Source organism: Rhodopirellula maiorica SM1 (assembly GCF_000346295.1).
In the GTDB taxonomy this organism is placed as follows: domain Bacteria; phylum Planctomycetota; class Planctomycetia; order Pirellulales; family Pirellulaceae; genus Novipirellula; species Novipirellula maiorica.
This window is the reverse complement of record NZ_ANOG01000235.1, coordinates 1-16,863: the sequence shown is the minus strand read 5'-3', so window position 1 is coordinate 16,863 and position 16,863 is coordinate 1. Positions and strand designations below refer to the sequence as shown.

The 16,863-nt window shown below is 55.4% G+C and carries 11 protein-coding genes; 8 read left to right on the top strand and 3 right to left on the bottom strand.

What is annotated here, in order from left to right; all coding sequences use genetic code 11:
• Nucleotide 1 precedes the first annotated feature (1 nt).
• The 4 genes from RMSM_RS07115 (at nt 2) to fdhA (ending at nt 9,870) form a co-directional block, all read left to right on the top strand.
• Complete coding sequence (locus RMSM_RS07115; protein WP_008693520.1) at nt 2-5,812, top strand: membrane protein; 5,811 nt, start codon at nt 2-4, stop codon at nt 5,810-5,812.
• A 111-nt stretch (nt 5,813-5,923) separates the two neighbouring features.
• A complete protein-coding gene (locus tag RMSM_RS07110; protein WP_008693518.1) occupies nt 5,924-7,036 on the top strand; it encodes a prenyltransferase/squalene oxidase repeat-containing protein in 1,113 nt (370 codons plus the stop codon).
• A 173-nt stretch (nt 7,037-7,209) separates the two neighbouring features.
• Nucleotides 7,210-8,109 (top strand): hypothetical protein, encoded by a 900-nt coding sequence (locus RMSM_RS07105; RefSeq protein WP_008693516.1) that lies wholly within the window; start codon nt 7,210-7,212, stop codon nt 8,107-8,109.
• Between the two features lie 552 nt (nt 8,110-8,661).
• Entirely contained in the window at nt 8,662-9,870 is a 1,209-nt protein-coding gene (gene fdhA, locus RMSM_RS07100; protein ID WP_008693514.1) for a formaldehyde dehydrogenase, glutathione-independent, read from the top strand.
• A gap of 163 nt (nt 9,871-10,033) precedes the next feature.
• On the opposite strand, the gene RMSM_RS07095 is transcribed toward fdhA, so the two are convergent.
• Nucleotides 10,034-11,038: an SMP-30/gluconolactonase/LRE family protein gene (locus tag RMSM_RS07095; RefSeq protein WP_008693512.1), complete on the bottom strand. Its 1,005-nt coding sequence runs from the start codon at nt 11,036-11,038 to the stop codon at nt 10,034-10,036.
• A 136-nt stretch (nt 11,039-11,174) separates the two neighbouring features.
• Nucleotides 11,175-11,378: a hypothetical protein gene (locus RMSM_RS07090; RefSeq protein ID WP_040764556.1), complete on the bottom strand. Its 204-nt coding sequence runs from the start codon at nt 11,376-11,378 to the stop codon at nt 11,175-11,177.
• 44 nt (nt 11,379-11,422) lie between these two features.
• On the opposite strand from RMSM_RS07090, the gene RMSM_RS07085 reads away from it, so the two are divergent.
• Nucleotides 11,423-12,568, top strand: a complete 1,146-nt coding sequence (locus RMSM_RS07085; protein ID WP_040764560.1) for a glycosyltransferase family 2 protein — start codon at nt 11,423-11,425, stop codon at nt 12,566-12,568.
• Nucleotides 12,569-12,588: 20 nt separating this feature from the next.
• Here RMSM_RS07085 and RMSM_RS07080 read toward each other — a convergent pair whose 3' ends face one another.
• The gene (locus RMSM_RS07080; RefSeq protein WP_008693505.1) at nt 12,589-13,761 is read right to left on the bottom strand and encodes a DinB family protein; all 1,173 of its coding nucleotides are present in this window, start codon (nt 13,759-13,761) and stop codon (nt 12,589-12,591) included.
• Between the two features lie 278 nt (nt 13,762-14,039).
• Between RMSM_RS07080 and RMSM_RS07075 the strand changes: the two genes are divergently transcribed.
• From RMSM_RS07075 to RMSM_RS07065, 3 genes are all read left to right on the top strand, one after another.
• A complete protein-coding gene (locus RMSM_RS07075; RefSeq protein ID WP_008693503.1) occupies nt 14,040-14,753 on the top strand; it encodes a peroxiredoxin-like family protein in 714 nt (237 codons plus the stop codon).
• Between the two features lie 130 nt (nt 14,754-14,883).
• Nucleotides 14,884-15,768 (top strand): metallophosphoesterase family protein, encoded by an 885-nt coding sequence (locus RMSM_RS07070; protein ID WP_040764559.1) that lies wholly within the window; start codon nt 14,884-14,886, stop codon nt 15,766-15,768.
• A 252-nt stretch (nt 15,769-16,020) separates the two neighbouring features.
• Complete coding sequence (locus RMSM_RS07065; protein WP_008693501.1) at nt 16,021-16,620, top strand: nitroreductase family protein; 600 nt, start codon at nt 16,021-16,023, stop codon at nt 16,618-16,620.
• Nucleotides 16,621-16,863 lie beyond the last annotated feature (243 nt).

Sequence of the window (16,863 nt, the reverse complement as noted above, 5' to 3'; positions counted from 1 at the left end):
GATGTCCGCAGCAGACTCTTCTTTGTTAGACCATTTGAAACTTGATCCCGCGACCGCCTCGGCACTGCAGTCGTTCGCGCGTCGGCGTCGTTGGTTGATCGGGTTGCGATGTGCCGCAATCGCAGTTCTCGCGTTTTTTGGCACACTGATTGTCGTCGCGTTGGCGGATCACCTTTGGCTGCTGCCCGATTCGTTGCGAATGACCCTCAGTTTGGCTGCCTACGCAACGACGGTGGGCGTGCTGTGGTTTTTCGGTTTGCGCCATCTTCGACACCAAGATCCTCAAGAACTCGCTCGTCAGCTTGAATCGACCGCGCCACGCGTCCGCGATGACCTGCTTTCCGCAGTGGAACTGGCTGATCCACGGTTTGCCAATGGATCGGTTGAGCTGCAGAACCGCTTACAAAACTCCGTTGGACGCCGGCTACAGAAAGTCGACATCTCGGGTCTGCTGCCGATTGCGATGATTCGCAAATGGTTGATCGCAGGATCGGTGGTGCTGGCGATTTGTGTTTTGTTGGCGCTGATCCCGTCGCTGCAGTTCGGCCGCCGCATGGCGCGTGCGATGTTGCCGATGGCGTCGATTCAGCGTGCTTCGGATATCAAAATCACGATCGTCGAACCCACCCCGGCGACTCGCAATGTCGCCGAAGGGGATGCGGTCGCCGTCGTCGTCGAGGTCGTTTGGCCGCATTCCACGTCGGAGTCACCCGCCAACGTAAACGATCGGCAACGGGACACGGAGGAAGTCATCATCCAGTGGATGGTCCAGGGCGAGACGTTCGAATCGACGATGTTGTCGCGTGCCCCACTACTGAATCCGAATTCGGTTGATTCCTCCACCACGTCGGATGCAATGGGGCCACCCGAGGCTGCTGTGAGCGTTTTCGCCGCCAATCTTTCGATCAAGACAACCCCGGTTCAGTACCGCGTGCTGGCGGGAGACGCCGTCACGCTTTGGCATACCCTGACACCACTGCCTCGTCCTCGCGTGGTATCGTTTGAAAAACGGTACGAATTCCCCAAGTATTCGCAGCTTGCTGAGTTGACCGAGACATCCGACCATGGCGATTTGACGGCCTTGGCCGGTACGACCGCGCACTTGACGATTCAATTTGATCAACCGGTTCGCGATGCGACGCTGCGATATGGGACCCGAGGTGTGGCGTTGCCGTTGCAACCGCGTGAGAACGATCCGACATCGTTCACCGTTTCGCTGCCCATTAAAACAGCTGGAAATTACCAAGTCGACGCAATCGGCATCGACTCGGAACTCAATAATCCTTTCAGTCCGCAGTACACGATCGTTCCGATTCCGGACACTCCCCCGGTGGTCCGTTGGAGTGAAGGGACAAGAACCAACATGTTGGCGTCACCGCTAGACGTGCTGTCGCTGTCCGCATCAATCGAGGACGACGTGCCGGTGGATGACATTTTCCTCGAGTTCCAGGTCAATGCGTCGATCCCCGATCAGTTTTCGATTGCCGTCGACTCACCGCAAACGAAATCGGCCCCCGCGTGGGACTGGGATCTGATGCATCGTAACAACTCGCCCGCCCAATCAACGACGTTGGCCAGCAGCGACATCATCCATATGCGGGTTGTCGCCGTCGACCGCAAAGGACAACGAGGCGAATCGAGATTGATCGAGGTATTGATAGTCGACGAAGGCTTTACACAGTCACGGCAAGACCACTTAACTCGCTTGAGTGATGTGGTCAGTGAAACGGTCGATTGGACATCCGATGCCTATTCGCTGATCGATCAGTATCGGGAATGGCTGCCCGATAAGGACGCGAGCGGGTTGGATCAATCGAAGCTACAAGATTTGCAAAACGATGCGTCATTGTTGTCCGATGCCGCCGAACCGTTGATCCAACGAATCATGACCGTGCTGCCGCTTTGTGACGATCCGGTCGAAGCCGCTGGCTTAGAACAAATCGGCTTGGCGGTGATTGATTTAGAATCCAAAATCGAATTGATCGTAACACCTCACGGAGAAGAATCGGCGATCCTCGAGGGAGACAAAAGCTTTGATCGCGATGTCGTCAAGCGATTGGACAACCGTCTTGCTAGTACACGCAACGAAGTTTCGCGAGTCGAAGAATTTGCACGTTCGTTCCTTGCCCATCACATGGACGTCGGCGTTCTGACCGACGCCGCAGCGCTGCTGCGCAGTGTTCAGCCGATCGCAGATCCGAATGCCAGCGTACCGATTGAATTGTATGAACGGTACGTCAATGTCGCGATCGCTCGCATGAAGACAATCGACGCATTGATCGCAACTCACAGTGACCTGATTCCCGAATCCCATCATCGCCACTTGCGAAAATGGAACGAATTCTCCAGTAGTTGGCAATTCCGGCATCGCAGCACCATCGACGATCCACCAGGGCACGCCAATCTGCGATCTTTGATGCAGCGATATGCCAGCGAGCTGTCGTCGCAAGTCACCAGCAATGTGATTGATCAACAACTCGAAGGCCGATTGAAAAACCTGCTTAGCGAATTGAATGCACAACGCCGCAAACCGCATGACATTCTGCGACAAGCAAACAAGGACGGAGAGCAAGTCGAATCCTTGTCGAAAAAACTTGACGAAATCGACGACGCAAACGAGGCCGCTGAGCTAAATCGTCAGCTGAAACAGAGCGAATCAGCCTACGACGCGGCAATGGCGGACCTGACTGCACGAATTGAGCTGGAAGAATCGCTGCACCGTGCGCGACCGATTGTGGATCTGAGTTATGCCTCGGACATAAACCTGTTCGCTCGTGCCGTCAAAAATGTCAGCGCAGACGGCTACCGTGACTATCGCGAAGAGGCAATTTCGGAAGTCTATGAGACGGTATCCAAAGCGTTCTCGGTGATCAGCGCCGCACATCAGGTATCGACACTGCAGACCGAGCTTACGGCGTTGCAACTAGCGGAAAACCGCCTGGACCAGTACGCCGAGGCGAGATTGGAACATCCGCTGTGGATTGAACGCTTCATGTACGAAATGGAAAAAACGGTGCACTCGCTACGTTCAGCCGGTGTTCCGTCGACGGTCACCGATGCGATTGACCAGTCGCGTTACGGCGGTGCGATCCACCAAGCCGCCGAACGGATCCGTCCACGTCGATGGGAAGAAGAATCACTCGTCTCGGCATCCGCTTTCTTGCGAACTGCAACGTCCAAGCTTGACGCTGCAGTGCAGCCGCTGACGCCATTGGTCGACGAAGCTAGACAGGTGATCCTCCGGTACGTCCCCACGCTTGCCGAACAAGCTCGTCTGGCTGCAACGAAAGCCGCCGAGGCGGAACAGCGGACTCAACAACGCGAGGACGCGTCATCGGAAACGGCAAAGCAGCTTGACAAGCAGCAAGAAACAGCCGAGCAAGCCGCAACCGAAACATTGCAGCGACTCGCCGATCATGCAAACAACGCCGACATGACCGACGCCTCGCAGCGTGAATTGGCGCAAGACGCTGATGCAGCGGCTGCGCAAATCGCCGACTCGCTTAAACGAGCTCAACAACAAATGGACGCTGCGACATCCACGCCCGCAGCAAAACCGCGTGACGCGTTACTCCAAGACGCTGCCGATTCTCTCAAAGATTTGAAAGAAGCTCTCGAGCAAACTGCTGAACATTTCGAGCGAGCCGACGCGGGCGAAGACGTTTCGCAGTCGAGAGAGGAATTGCGCCAGGCCGAGAGCGAACTGCAGCAGACCGCAGACTTGCAACAACAATTCGATCAAGCCGAGGCGATGGCCAATGCCGCCAATCAATCCCCCGAAGAATTGATGCGGCAACTCGAACAGGAACTGCGACGCAACGAACTGATGCAGGACGAGCTGTCCGACATTGCTGCTAACGCCGCGGAAACCGCAGCCGCATCGCTGGACCAAGCCGCACAGGCGGAACGTGAAATCAATAAGAGCCTGGAACGCAGCGATCCCAAAATTCAAGAACAAAAACAGCGAATGCGACAGGAGTTGAACGAGGTTGCCGAAAAAATCGACACGGTACGCGATGCGATGCTGTATCAGGCTGAACGAGCGGCAAACCTTGGACAACAACAAGATTTGAAAAAAGAGATCACGGAGCGACGTGCCCAGTTGCAAGAAGCAGCTCAGGCAGTGCGGGACAGCAGCAATGGCGAAGCGTTGATGTCCGAAGTGAACCAGGTGGCAGACCAAGCCAAAGCAGCGATGCAATCCGCCAGCGAGGCGATGCAGCAGTTGAAACAGCAAGCCGATGCCGCCGCGTCTGAATCGATCACCCAAAGTGAAAAACAACGGCAGTCGCTGGAACAAAACGCCAATCACCTGCAACGCGAATCACGTAATCGACGTAGCCAGAATGCGGAAAATGAACGCAAACGTTGGGACAATTTTGAAAGGGCTGCCGACAGCCGGATTACGCAAGCTCAGCGGGAAGCCAAAAGTGCCGAGCGGCAAAAAAGTGATATTGAAAAGAGGTTGAAGCAGAAGCCAGACGAAACATGGCGGCAACAAGAGCTCGAGCGAGCCGAAGAAAGGATCCAATTAGCCAAGACGGCCGAAGCTGCAGCCCGCGAATCGAAGCAGTTTGCCAAGGACAAGAAGAACGCTGCTGAAAAGACTCGAAAGGAAGCACAGTCCGAAAAAACCGAATCGCTCGACAAAGCCAATCCTGGAGCCCAGCTCGCAGCGGAAATGGCGGCCAAAGCGAAATCCGAGCTGGCGCAAATCGAAAAAGCACTTGATGAAATTGCCAAGCAATCGGGTACGCCCGAGTCGCTGCGTGCTGCGAAACAGGCCGCTGAGCACGCGATCGCCAATCAATCGGCAATCACCAAGCAAACCGAAACCGCAGCGGCGTTTCTGGATCGCGCTGCGAGACACGAAGAACGTCTCGGCAAGGATTCGGTTGCTGAGAAACTAAGTGAAGCCGCTAATTCCGTTAAAGAAAATGCGGTCGCAAGTTCCGAAGCGGCTCAGCAATCGCTTGCACAAGCTCGCGACGACCAGACAAAATCCGTTCAAGCGAACCAACAGGTCGCCGAGGCAACCGAGAAGATTCAGGCCGAGGCCGATCAGTTGTCCGAATTACTAGCGCAGGCGATGCCCGACGATTCGTCCGCTCAAACATCTCCGCCGTCGAACGCATCACCACCGCAGTCGCTGCCCGAGTCCGCAACGTCTGAAAATCAATCTCCCGCCCCCCAATCACCGGCCGCGCAATCGCCGGCAGCTCCAGCTCCCGCTGCCAATACGCCCACAGCACGAGCGCGACAACTGGCCCAAACGCTCGACGACTTGGACCAAGCATTGGCAGATTCGTCGGGACAAAACGCAGGCGAAGGGCTGGGCACGCCAGCGGGTGAATCGCAACCGGAACAAGGGCAAGCTGGTGATCAAGGCAAATCGGAGGAATCCGCTCAAGCCGCGTCCCCGAGCAAACCAGGACAACAACAGGGGCAAACCGCGGGGCAGGCTTCACCGACGCTCGCGGCGGCAATGCAGCAGCAGGCTCAGCGAATGGCAAAACAGCGTCAGAGCCAAGTCAATGCAGCACAGCAGGGTAACCCGGCCGAATCTTCCTCGCAATCGATGGCTCAATCGTCTACTAGCACAATCAGTACATCGTCGTCCGAGGGAATCGCCGACAGCGAGTCGATCGATGCCAAGCAGGAAAACCGCAAAGGATCCCAGTGGGGGCAACTTCGCGAACGAAGAACCGATGACGCCAATGAGACCGAATCCAATTTGGGAGCCCTCGAATACCAGCAACAAATCGAAGCTTATTTCCAAGCCGTTGCACGTCGAGCCGCCGAACAACCGTGATCGCGGCGTCACGCGAACGCGGCTAGTTTCAGGGCGAGGTAGCTGGGTTGACGCAAGCTTGAAAAGTTTTGTTGCTAAAAAAAACGCTCATGACCACATCGAAATGATCAGATGAATTCAATCACACTCAATCGCCGAAGCGTTTTACAGCAGTTGGTCGCCGCAGCCTGCTTGTCAACCGCGACGACCGCCGTCACCCCAGCGGCGATCGCTGACGATTCGTTGCAAACGCTTTACATCCCCGACGAAGTCGATCGCGCCGTCCGCAAAGCGGTCGAGTATCTGGCGGGAACCCAGCGTGAAAGCGGTGCATTGGCCGATCGCAATCACCATGTCACGATGACATCGCTTGCGATCATGGCCATGGCGTCCATCGGGACTCAACCAGGAGACCACTCGGAATTGGGCCGAGTGATGCAGCGTGCCATTGACTTTGTGTTGACGCCTCGACACCAGGACGACAACGGATACTTTGGCAAAAGTGACGGGTCCCGCATGTATGGACACGGCATCATCACGTTGATGTTGACCGAGGTGCTTGGGATGGGCGCGACCGTCGAGCAAAACGAACGCATCCATCAGGCGTTGGTGCCCGCGATCCAGTTGATTTTGGCGGCCCAGAAAGTGCGTAAGCCTGAATTGCATCAGGGCGGGTGGCGTTACGAACCACGAAGTTCTGATTCCGATCTGAGTGCATCGGTTTGGCAATTGATGGCACTGCGATCTGCCAAAAATGATGGCATGGATGTTCCTGGCGAGGCGATCGATCAGGCGGTCAAATACTTGAAAGCCTCTTACACATCGCCGCGTAAACCGCGGGGCAGCAATGTGGAGGTCAGCGGATTTAGCTACACTCCGGGGACGCACCAAGCGACCTTTACGATGACCGCAGCGGGGTTGCTGGCGATGCAGGTGTGCGGATTATACGATTCGCCAATGGTCGCGGGCGCCGCCGATTGGTTGCTCGAAGATCCACCTCAACTTCACGAACGCTACTTCTATTACGGCATCTATTATTATTCGCAAGGCATGCACCAATTCGGCGGCAAACATGCGGAAACGGCCGCGAAGCTGGTATCCGATCTATTGTTGGGCGCTCAGCATCAAACCGGAGCGTGGCAGCCCCAACGCGAAGAGCATAATTACGGCAGCGTCTACGCCACGTCGCTGGCGGTGCTCAGTTTAAGTGTGCGTTATCACTATCTGCCGATCTACCAGCGGTAGCACGAGCGCGTTGCAGGATGGCGCGATCGGCGTGGATCCGAGGTTGACGTATTTGCTGCCAAACGCTTGTAGAAATCTGTATTGCATTCAAAACCGGGTTCTGAGAACCTGTGCGAGGGCGTGAAACGCAGCGTCCGACTAGCCCGACTTTCTAGAGGATGGAGACTCTGACTGTGTATCGAAACGTTTTCTTGGCTGCTGTGACATTCTTAGCCGTTGCATGTGGGATCAACACCGTCGTTTCGCATGCGGCCGACCCCGCCACGGACGGCAAAAGTGTGCTTGAGCGATACACGCTGCGTTATTCGCTAAAGACGGGTGAAAAGCTGCATTACGAAGTCACCCACGCGGCTAAAACGAAAACACGGATCCGCGGTGCCGAAGAAATTTCGACGGTTCACACCATCAGCCAACGACACTGGGACGTATTGGAAGCTGATCCCAACGGCGAAGCCACCATTGACCACATCGTCGACTCGGTGGAAATGACACAGCAACAAGGCGAACAAGAAGAAGTTCGATGGGACAGCATGTCCAAAGAAGAACCGCCTGCGATCTTTGGTCGGGTGTCCGAACAGATTGGCAAAAAACTATCGACGTTGACGTTCGATTCGCGAGGCATCGAAATCAAACGTGAAAATCACGGTGGAACCAAAGCTTCGTTGGGAATGGGGACATTGACGCTGCAGTTGCCTGAGGAACCGCTTGCGATTGGCGATTCGTGGTCGGTGCCGCACGAAGTCAAAGCACGGCTGGACAACGGCGAAGTCAAAGTCATTAAAATTCGCGAGCGTTACACGCTCGAAAAAGTCCAAACCGGCGTGGCCACTCTATCGCTACGCAGCGAGCCGTTAACGCCGATCACCGAAGAATCGGTGCGAGCTCAAGTCGTGCAACAGCTCAGCAACGGCACGATCCGCTTTGACATCGACAACGGCCGCATGCTCAGCAAGCAGCTGGATTGGGACGAGACGGTTGTCGGTTTCCAAGGAGCGAACAGCTTGATGGAATACCGATCGCGGATGACCGAAAAATTGGTCGACGGCGTCGAGCGAACCGCTCAAAAGCCGTAGTCTCGCACAAAAGGTGACGCGGAAATTTTGTGGCTGGTGTCCCATCCCAATTGGTGCCACCCACCTAAATTTGCCCCATCTCAATTGGTGCCACCCACCGATATTCCACGCTTTTCAATTGGTGCCAGGCACCTAAATCTGGCACCTAAGCCTAGCTGCCTAGGCTTCGTATTTGCCTCAAATTGCCTGGGTCGCCGATATCGCCACCGCGGGTTTTTGCCGCGGTGCTGAGCTAGGCGGTCGCTTTTCAATCGGTGCCAGGCACCTAAATGTAGCACCGAAGCCTAGCTACCTAGGCTTCGTAATTGCCTCAAATTACCTGGGCCGCCGATATCGCCACCCGCGTTTTTTTGCCGCGGTGCTAAGCTAGCCCGTGATCAGCTTCTTCACCACCGGCTGATCCGCGCGTGGCATGATGTCGTGACTGCGTGTTTCTCGCGGTCGCCAAATGCTTGCGGCGGATCTGCTAGACTTACGGGTGGTTCTGTGGCGTTGTATTCCACGCTAGTGGGTCGCCGCTCTCTCCCCGCAAGTCTCAATAGGCGTGATCTTATGTCAGATAACAAGGGTGTTGTTTATCAGGGTTCCGGCAAAGTTGACGTTCAATCGATCGACGACCCGAAACTCGAGTTGAATTACCGAGGCAAATCGAGGCAGTGTCATCACGGTGTCATCCTGAAGGTGATCTCCACAAACATCTGCGGCTCGGATCAACACATGGTTCGCGGACGCACCACCGCACCTGCGGGCATGGTGCTCGGGCACGAAATCACGGGTGAAGTCGTTGAAGTCGGTCGTGATGTCGAGTTCATCAAAAAGGGCGACATTTGTAGCGTCCCGTTCAACATCGCTTGTGGGCGTTGCCGTTGTTGCAAAGAGGGTGACACAGGCGTATGTGAAAACGTCAACCCCGACCGCCCCGGTGCGGCCTACGGTTACGTCGACATGGGCGGTTGGATTGGCGGCCAAGCTCGTTATGTCATGGTGCCCTATGCCGATTGGAATCTGCTGGCATTTCCCGATCGTGACCAAGCCCTGGCAAAGATCCGCGATCTGACAATGTTGTCGGATATCTTTCCGACGGGTTATCACGGTGCCTACACCGCGGGCGTCACCACCGGAAGCACTGTTTATGTCGCCGGTGCAGGCCCGGTCGGGCTGGCCTGTGCCCACGCTGCTCAACTGTTAGGTGCTGCAGTCGTCGTGGTTGGCGACATGATCGAAGAACGACTCGCTCAAGCGAGATCGTTTGGCTGTGAAACGGTGGACTTAAGAACCGATGCCGCACTGCCGGACATGATCGAACAAAAACTGGGCGTTCCCGAAGTTGACTGCGCAGTCGATTGCGTGGGGTTCGAAGCACGTGGTCACGGGGGGGATTCAGGCGTTGAAAAACCGGCGACGGTGTTAAACCAAGTGATGCAGGTGACGCGAGTTGCCGGTGGCGTCGGAATCCCCGGCCTGTACGTGACCGATGATCCCGGTGGAGTCGATGAAGCAGCCAAGACCGGCAACCTGTCGCTTCGGATCGGACTGGGCTGGGCCAAGTCGTTGCGTTTTACCACCGGCCAATGCCCGGTAATGAAGTACAACCGGGGCTTAATGATGGCGATCTTGCACGATCGTTGCCAGATTGCCAAAGCGGTTAACGCTACCGTGATCCCGCTAGAGGAGGCGGCTCAAGGCTATGACGATTTCGATAAGGGCGCCGCGAAGAAATTCATCCTCGATCCGCACGGAGTGTTGCAGAACGCGTCCTAATAGCGATAACTAGCAACAAGCGATCGGGGCCTTCACAATGAGGCCCCTAACAACTGGGCCTTCACATTTGGTCCCGCTCGCTGCCGCAAAACCGGAACCCCGACGCGATGCGGTCCGCCCACACTCGGACCAGCAGGAGCGTTTCAAACCGACTTGCGAGTTTCTACTTCAATTTAACTCGGCATACTTTGTCATCGGCGGTGATGTAAAGCGTCTTCTCATCATCGCTGAGCGTGCAATTGCTAACGCGGCCTTCGGTGATGATCCGGCCAATCAATTTGCCATCCGGCTGAATCACATAGATCGCTCCTGGACCGCTGCCGTAAATGGTCCCGTCTTTGGCAACGTCTAATCCATCCGGGAGTCCGGGGAACTCTGCCATGAAACGTTTCGCGTCCAGCAGGACCTTGCCTTCACCGAGACTCTTGTCGTCATTGATCGGAAACGCCATCCACACCGGCGCCGCCGGGTCGCTTTGGGCCACGTAAAGCGTTTTCTGGTCCGGCGCAAGCCCGATACCGTTGGGACGTGCAAGCTGTTTGGTCAACAGATTCAACTTGCCATCGGGATCAAGTCGATAGATGCCACAAAAATCAAGCTCGCGACGCGGATCGGACGCCCGTTCGGGAAGTCCATACGGCGGGTCGGTAAAGTACAGCACACCGCCATCCCCGAAAACCAAATCGTTCGGACTGTTCAAACGTCGACCCTCGAAGCGATCCGCCAACGTCACTTTGCCGCCACCTCGTGTCAACAGCGACACCCGCCGATCGCCATGTTCGCAAGCGACCAAGCGGCCCTCCGAATCGACTGCTAATCCATTGCTGCCCGGTTCAAGCCCGTAGTAGCTGATCCCGGTATAGCCGCTCGGCTGCATGTACAATTCGACACCTCGCGACGCGGTCCAGCGAAAGATCGAATTGCGTGGGATATCCGAAAACAACAGATACCCCTCAGCTGCATCGTTAACCCAAACCGGGCCCTCGCACCAAGTGAATCCGCTGGCCAAGACCTCGATCTTGGTATCCTCCGAAATCCGGGCATCCAGCGCAGGATCGAGATGCTCGATTCGCCCCAGCGTGGTCGGAGTTTGAGCGTTGGTGGTGGTCGCGCATAGAATCAGCTGAGCGAGCAAGGTGGACAGAGCAACGAAAGAGAAATTTCGCATGATGGGGCGTAGATCAATCGGTGGTGGCGAGCGGGTGGGATGTAGGCGACTAACCAGGGAGGGCGTCGAGAGATTTTGTCTGCTAATTAGGTCCGGAAACCGTGTGCAATTGTACTCAAAAAGTCTCTGAGATGCCCTAAAACCCGGCAATTCTTGCAGGGAATCCTGTTCCGGCGGCGACACCGATCGTGTCGCGACGTTTAATGACATCCCAACGGAAAATGCCGATTCTAGCGATCACGCTGACACAGTGATCCGCTTTGTCATGCGATGCCAACTTTCGCCGCGACAACCAAACGTCTCCCTCACGTGAGCCAGTTCGGTTAGAACCGTACTTCACAACGATGAAAACCTGTTTCGCAACCGCAGACTCGAGACTTGACTTTGACCACTTTGCCGATCCTGACGCTGGCGATTACAGGACTGAGTGTACTAATCGGTCTCGGATTCATTCGCATGTTTTACGTCGCGCAGTGGCTCTCACCGACCGACCAGATTGCTGCGGATCGGCCTCGGATCGATGTGATCGTTCCCGCGAGAAATGAACAAGACGATATCGAGCACGCCATTCGCAGCATCCTAGCGCAACGAGACGTCGACCTTCAAATTACGGTGATCAATGATCACTCGACCGATCAAACAGGCCCAATCTTGGACGCGATCGCCGAGCACGATTCGCGAGTAACCGTTACTTACAACGATCCGCCACTGCTTGACGGTTGGTTTGGCAAGGCCAACGCGATGCAACATGCGTATCAATCAACGAACCGGCCCTACGTCATTTTTGCTGATGCCGATGTGATTCATTCGCCTCGCTGTTTCACCACTGCGGTGCAACACATGCAGCAACAACAATGCGACTTTCTAAGCTTATTCCCCTACGTCCAACTGGTTTCCTTTTGGGAAAATGTCATCGTTCCGCACTTGATGGTATTCGGGCTTGTCACTTTCCTGAACCCGAAACTTGACGATCCTGATTCGCCTCATGCTGTGGCTGCGGGTGCCTTTATGTTGACACGCCGCGATGTGCTCGACGCCATCAATGGTCTGTCCACAGTACGAAACGAAGCACTCGATGACGTGATGTTGGCAAGGAACATCAAAGCCCACGGATTCAAGACAAGTATTGCCTTGGCGCCTCAACTTCTGACGGTCCGACTATTCAAAAATAACCGAGATGCGTTCTGGGGATTCAGCAAAAACATTCTTGGCGCGGTTTCACATATCGCGTTCGCATTTCCGGCGATGATTGTACCGGTTGTCGTTTACTGGATTCCGATCGTCGTGTTTTTGATCGGCGTCTATCGGCACGATGGGGTGTGGATCGCATGTGGGCTCAGTGCTTACATGGTGCAAGCCGCGATCCTGGTATTGGCAAGCCGACTCGCTCAGATGCGTCCGCTTAAATCGCTCGCCTTTCCGTTGTCCGCGATCCCGATCGGCTGCTGTTTCGCGCGTGCGATCTACCACCATTTCGTCAGCGACGGCGTCGTTTGGCGAGGCCGTGTGATCCGTCGCAGCACGAACTGATCAAACCGCAGTGCCGCTAATCACTGGGGAAAACCAGGCAATTCAAACTTTGCTTCCGTGTTGGACGTGTGCTCGCCGTAATGACGCTGCATTTGTTTCAGCAACGCACGCAGCGTCGGCCAACGGCTGCCGGGGGCTTTGGCATCGAGTTCCATGCCGTCCAGCAAATATGCAAATCGCCGAGTGAAGTCGCTAACGCGTTGCATCTGCCGAGCCTCTTCGGCACCATCCCAATCGGGATGCGCGAACTCGTAATCAGGCGGCATTTGTTTTGGATTTAAGTCGAGTGTCGGAATTGTGGGATCGATCGCGTGATAGATCTGGGAAAAGAACAACAACTGGCGTCCCATCATGTGCTCGGCATTCCAACGCGGAGTATGTGTTCCGTTTTCGGGTTTAAAATTCATCTGCTGTACTGACAGCTTGGCAAAGACTTTTTGCGATTCGCTGCTGGCTTGTTCCATCTTCGCAAACTCGCTGGCCAATTCCTTGGGCATCGTCCAAGGGGTATCGCTTAGCATGACGACCTGAGGCTGCGACACTTGTTGGTCCGTGTGCGAAACGGCGAAGGTGTTGTGCGAACGGCGAACGATTTGGTTCTTGGCTAGGCCCGCATCAAGAAGCGTTCGCACGACTTCGGTCGACGGATCGAATCCGAACGGAATCACAAAACGCGGTCGCCATTGACGCGACCATTTTTCCACCGATGCTTGCGTCGGCGTTGTTCCTGAAGCGGTTGCCACGACAAGGACGTCAACTTGGTCGTCTGCGTCGGTGTTGGTGTCCGCGGCATCACTATCAACCACCACAACGACGATCCCGTCCACAGCGATCATGATCACGCCATTGTCCGTCGACCGAACGCGGATTTGGTTTGGATCGGTTATCTTGGCATCCGCCAATGTTTTTGCATCCGCAACGGGCAACCAGGATGGCGACGGTGCGTTGGGCGTGCGCGACAAAACGTGATCGTAGCTGCCGGATGTCGAGATCGTTTGATCCGCCGCAGCGGCGGGCGTGTCGTCGACCGCATCGTCGGTTGTCTTGATCGCCAGCCGCAAACCCCAGTGCGTTTCCAGCGAAACCACGCCGCCAGGCCACTTGCGAACCGCGATCGGATCGCCCTGGGTTGCTTCGACGGATCGGCAAGTCAGCAGTATCAGAACGACACAAATTAGATAACGCGGCATCATGATTCTCTTTGGGGGGGGCGAGAGGATAGCGAATTCGGATCACGATCCGCCATCGTATCTTTCAGCCAAGGGCGGATCACTCGGCTAGATGGACATCCAATCTAAGTTGGGGCACCGGCGGCGTCACGCCCAGGGGACGCTTCTGATTTCATGGAACTTTCACGTTTGCTGACGCAGAAGCTCAAATGCAGTGACTGAACCGTGTGACGCGGCCCCACGATTGCCCAAAATCTTTTCGCTGACGACGACCTCAACCATCTAAAATCCAGGATCTACCCATGCTGAAACTGTCAATCTCTTCTCTGCTCGCTCTCGCACTTCTGACCACCCCTGGTTTTGCAGACGACCCACAGTCCAAAACGTTGAATCAAGAACTCGCCGATATTGCGGCAACCACAGCAACACGTTTCTCGCCCGAAAAGGCAGCAATATTTCGAAACGGCGTTGCCGAGGTGAAGGCGAGTGGAATCGAAAAATCGGCAAAACAGGTCGGCGATGCTGCGGTCGATGGCAAGCTGACCGGATGGGACGGTAAATCGATCCAGTTGAGCGAACTGTGGAGCGAAGGCCCGGTTGTGTTGATGTGGTATCGCGGCGGTTGGTGTCCTTACTGCAACGCACAACTGCGGGCAACGCAAAAACAGCTTTCCGCAATCGAAGGTGCGGGGGCACGCTTGGTCGTGTTGACTCCGGAACTTCCTGAAAAAGCCAAGGCGACGGCGGAAGCGAACAATCTAAACATGGTAGCGCTCCATGACAAAGACAACCAACTCGCTCACAAATATGGGATTGTCTTTTCACTGCCGCAATCGATCGCTCCGATCTTCCAAGACAAGCTGGCTAGCTACAACGGCAGCAAGGCTGCGGAGCTGCCTTTGTCCGCCACGTACGTCATCGATACGGATGGCAAAATTACTTATGCCTATCTTAACGCAGACTACACAAAACGGCCTGAACCGGCTGATGTGATCGCCGCCGTGGAAAGCCTATAGGCTTCATTAGCACAATTCGAAGCGATTGTTTTGTATCCTACGCGAGCCCGAGCACGCGTGTAGGATTGAATCCGCGCGGATTAAACACCGTGCCGTCACCATCATGCTCTCGCTCGCAGTATCGTTGAAAATGAATCCAGCAAACGCTCCTTTGACTCGTCGTACTTTCATACAGAACGGGACCTTGGTGTTGGCGGCCACGTCCGCATCCTCTCTGCCGCTGTATGCCGCGAATGCCGATAGCGAATTGTGTGTCGGCTTGGTCACCGACCTCCACTACGCCGACAAACCGGCCGGGGGCAGTCGCCATTACCGCGAAACCTTGGGCAAGCTCGAAGAAGCTGCGTTGCAGTTCGAGCGTGACCAACCAGACTTTGTCGTCGAGCTAGGTGATCTGATCGACGCTGCAGACTCCGTGGCGACGGAACAAAAGTATCTCCGCACGATCAATCAAAAGTTCTCATCAATTTGCAATTCACGACACTATGTGCTGGGAAATCACTGTGTCGACACGCTCAAAAAACAAGAGTTTCTAGACGGTGTCGGCCAAGAAAAATCGTTTTATTCGTTCGATCAAGGCGACTATCACTTTGTCGTGCTTGATTCCTGTTTTCGCAGCGACGGCGTCGCCTATGAACGCAAAAATTTCAAATGGACCGACGCCAACATTCCAGCAGAGGAATTAGAGTGGCTCGCCGCCGATCTTGCTGCGACCGCGAAACATGTCGTCGTGTTCGCACACCAGCGAATTGACGTCAACAATAGTCATGGAGTGCGAAACAACGCCGAAGTTCGCAACGTGCTCGAGAAAACCGGAAATGTCAAAGCGGTGTTTCAAGGCCACAGCCACCAAAATGACCTGAACGATATCAATGGAATCCATTACTGCACGCTGGTCGCCATGGTCGAAGGCTCGGGGGCGGCGAACAATGGATACTCGGTGCTTCGCTTGGCCGCCGACGGGACGATTCGGCTAAGCGGGTTTCGAAACCAAATCGATCGTGATTTCAGCTAGACGAGTTAAGCGGTAATCCAGATAGGCGGCGATCCAAACATCGGGGCAGCGCTTGCAGCTATCGCGTTGGCCGCCGCATCGCCGTGCTGCGTGGCGGTTGACGCCCCCACCGCCGAATCGGTTACGATAGTCACTGGAGCAGAGAATCGAGTCGACCGTGCCAACTGACTATGTTCCATGGGACATATCGGTCTTGCGCTGGCTTTTAACAACTGCCCAAACCGATAAACGCCGACACAAAGGAACTTTCAGATGAACAAAGAAGCCTCGACGGATTATCCCATCCACGAATTGATCCGCAAACGATGGAGCCCGTACGGGTTCGACGAACGATCGGTTTCGCAACAGGACATCGACGCCTTGATGGAGGCAGCGCGTTGGGCCGCTTCCTCGTACAACGAACAACCTTGGAGCTACATCGTCGCGACGCGTGACGACGGCGAGTTGTTTGACCAAGTGCTGTCTTGCTTGGTCGACGCAAACCAGGCTTGGGCAAAAGCCGCGCCGGTATTGGTATTGTGTTGCACCAGTTTGAAGTTCTCACGCAACGGTAAACCCAATGCCGCAGCAACCCATGATCTGGGACTCGCTGCGGGTAATATCTGTTTTGAAGCAACCGCTCGCGGATTGTCGGTGCACCAAATGATCGGCATCCATCCCGATAAAGCACGCGATGTTTTCGAGATCCCCGATGGTGTCCAACCGTTGACTGCGATGGCGATTGGTTACGCGGCGGATCCTGATTCGCTGCCCGAAGAATTGAAACAACGTGACCTCGCGACGCGTCAACGCAAGCCACTGTCGGAGTTTGTGTTTTCAGGCAAATGGGGCGGAGACTCAGCTAGCGAATGACCACGACCATCGCGTGGGACATTTTCGTCAAAGCCGCCCTCTGAAGTCGCGCGCAGAAGTCGAAGGCAACCGCTAAGCGACTCTCGTTTGTTGCGCGGTGGCTAACGGTGGCTAACGGTGGCTAACGGTGGCTAACGGTGGCTAACGGTGGCTAACGGTGGCTAACGGTGGCCGCGCCTCGTCTTGCCACAACTGCCAGCAATATCTAGTGCGTTTGGCTGTGGGATGGTTCATCAACGTATT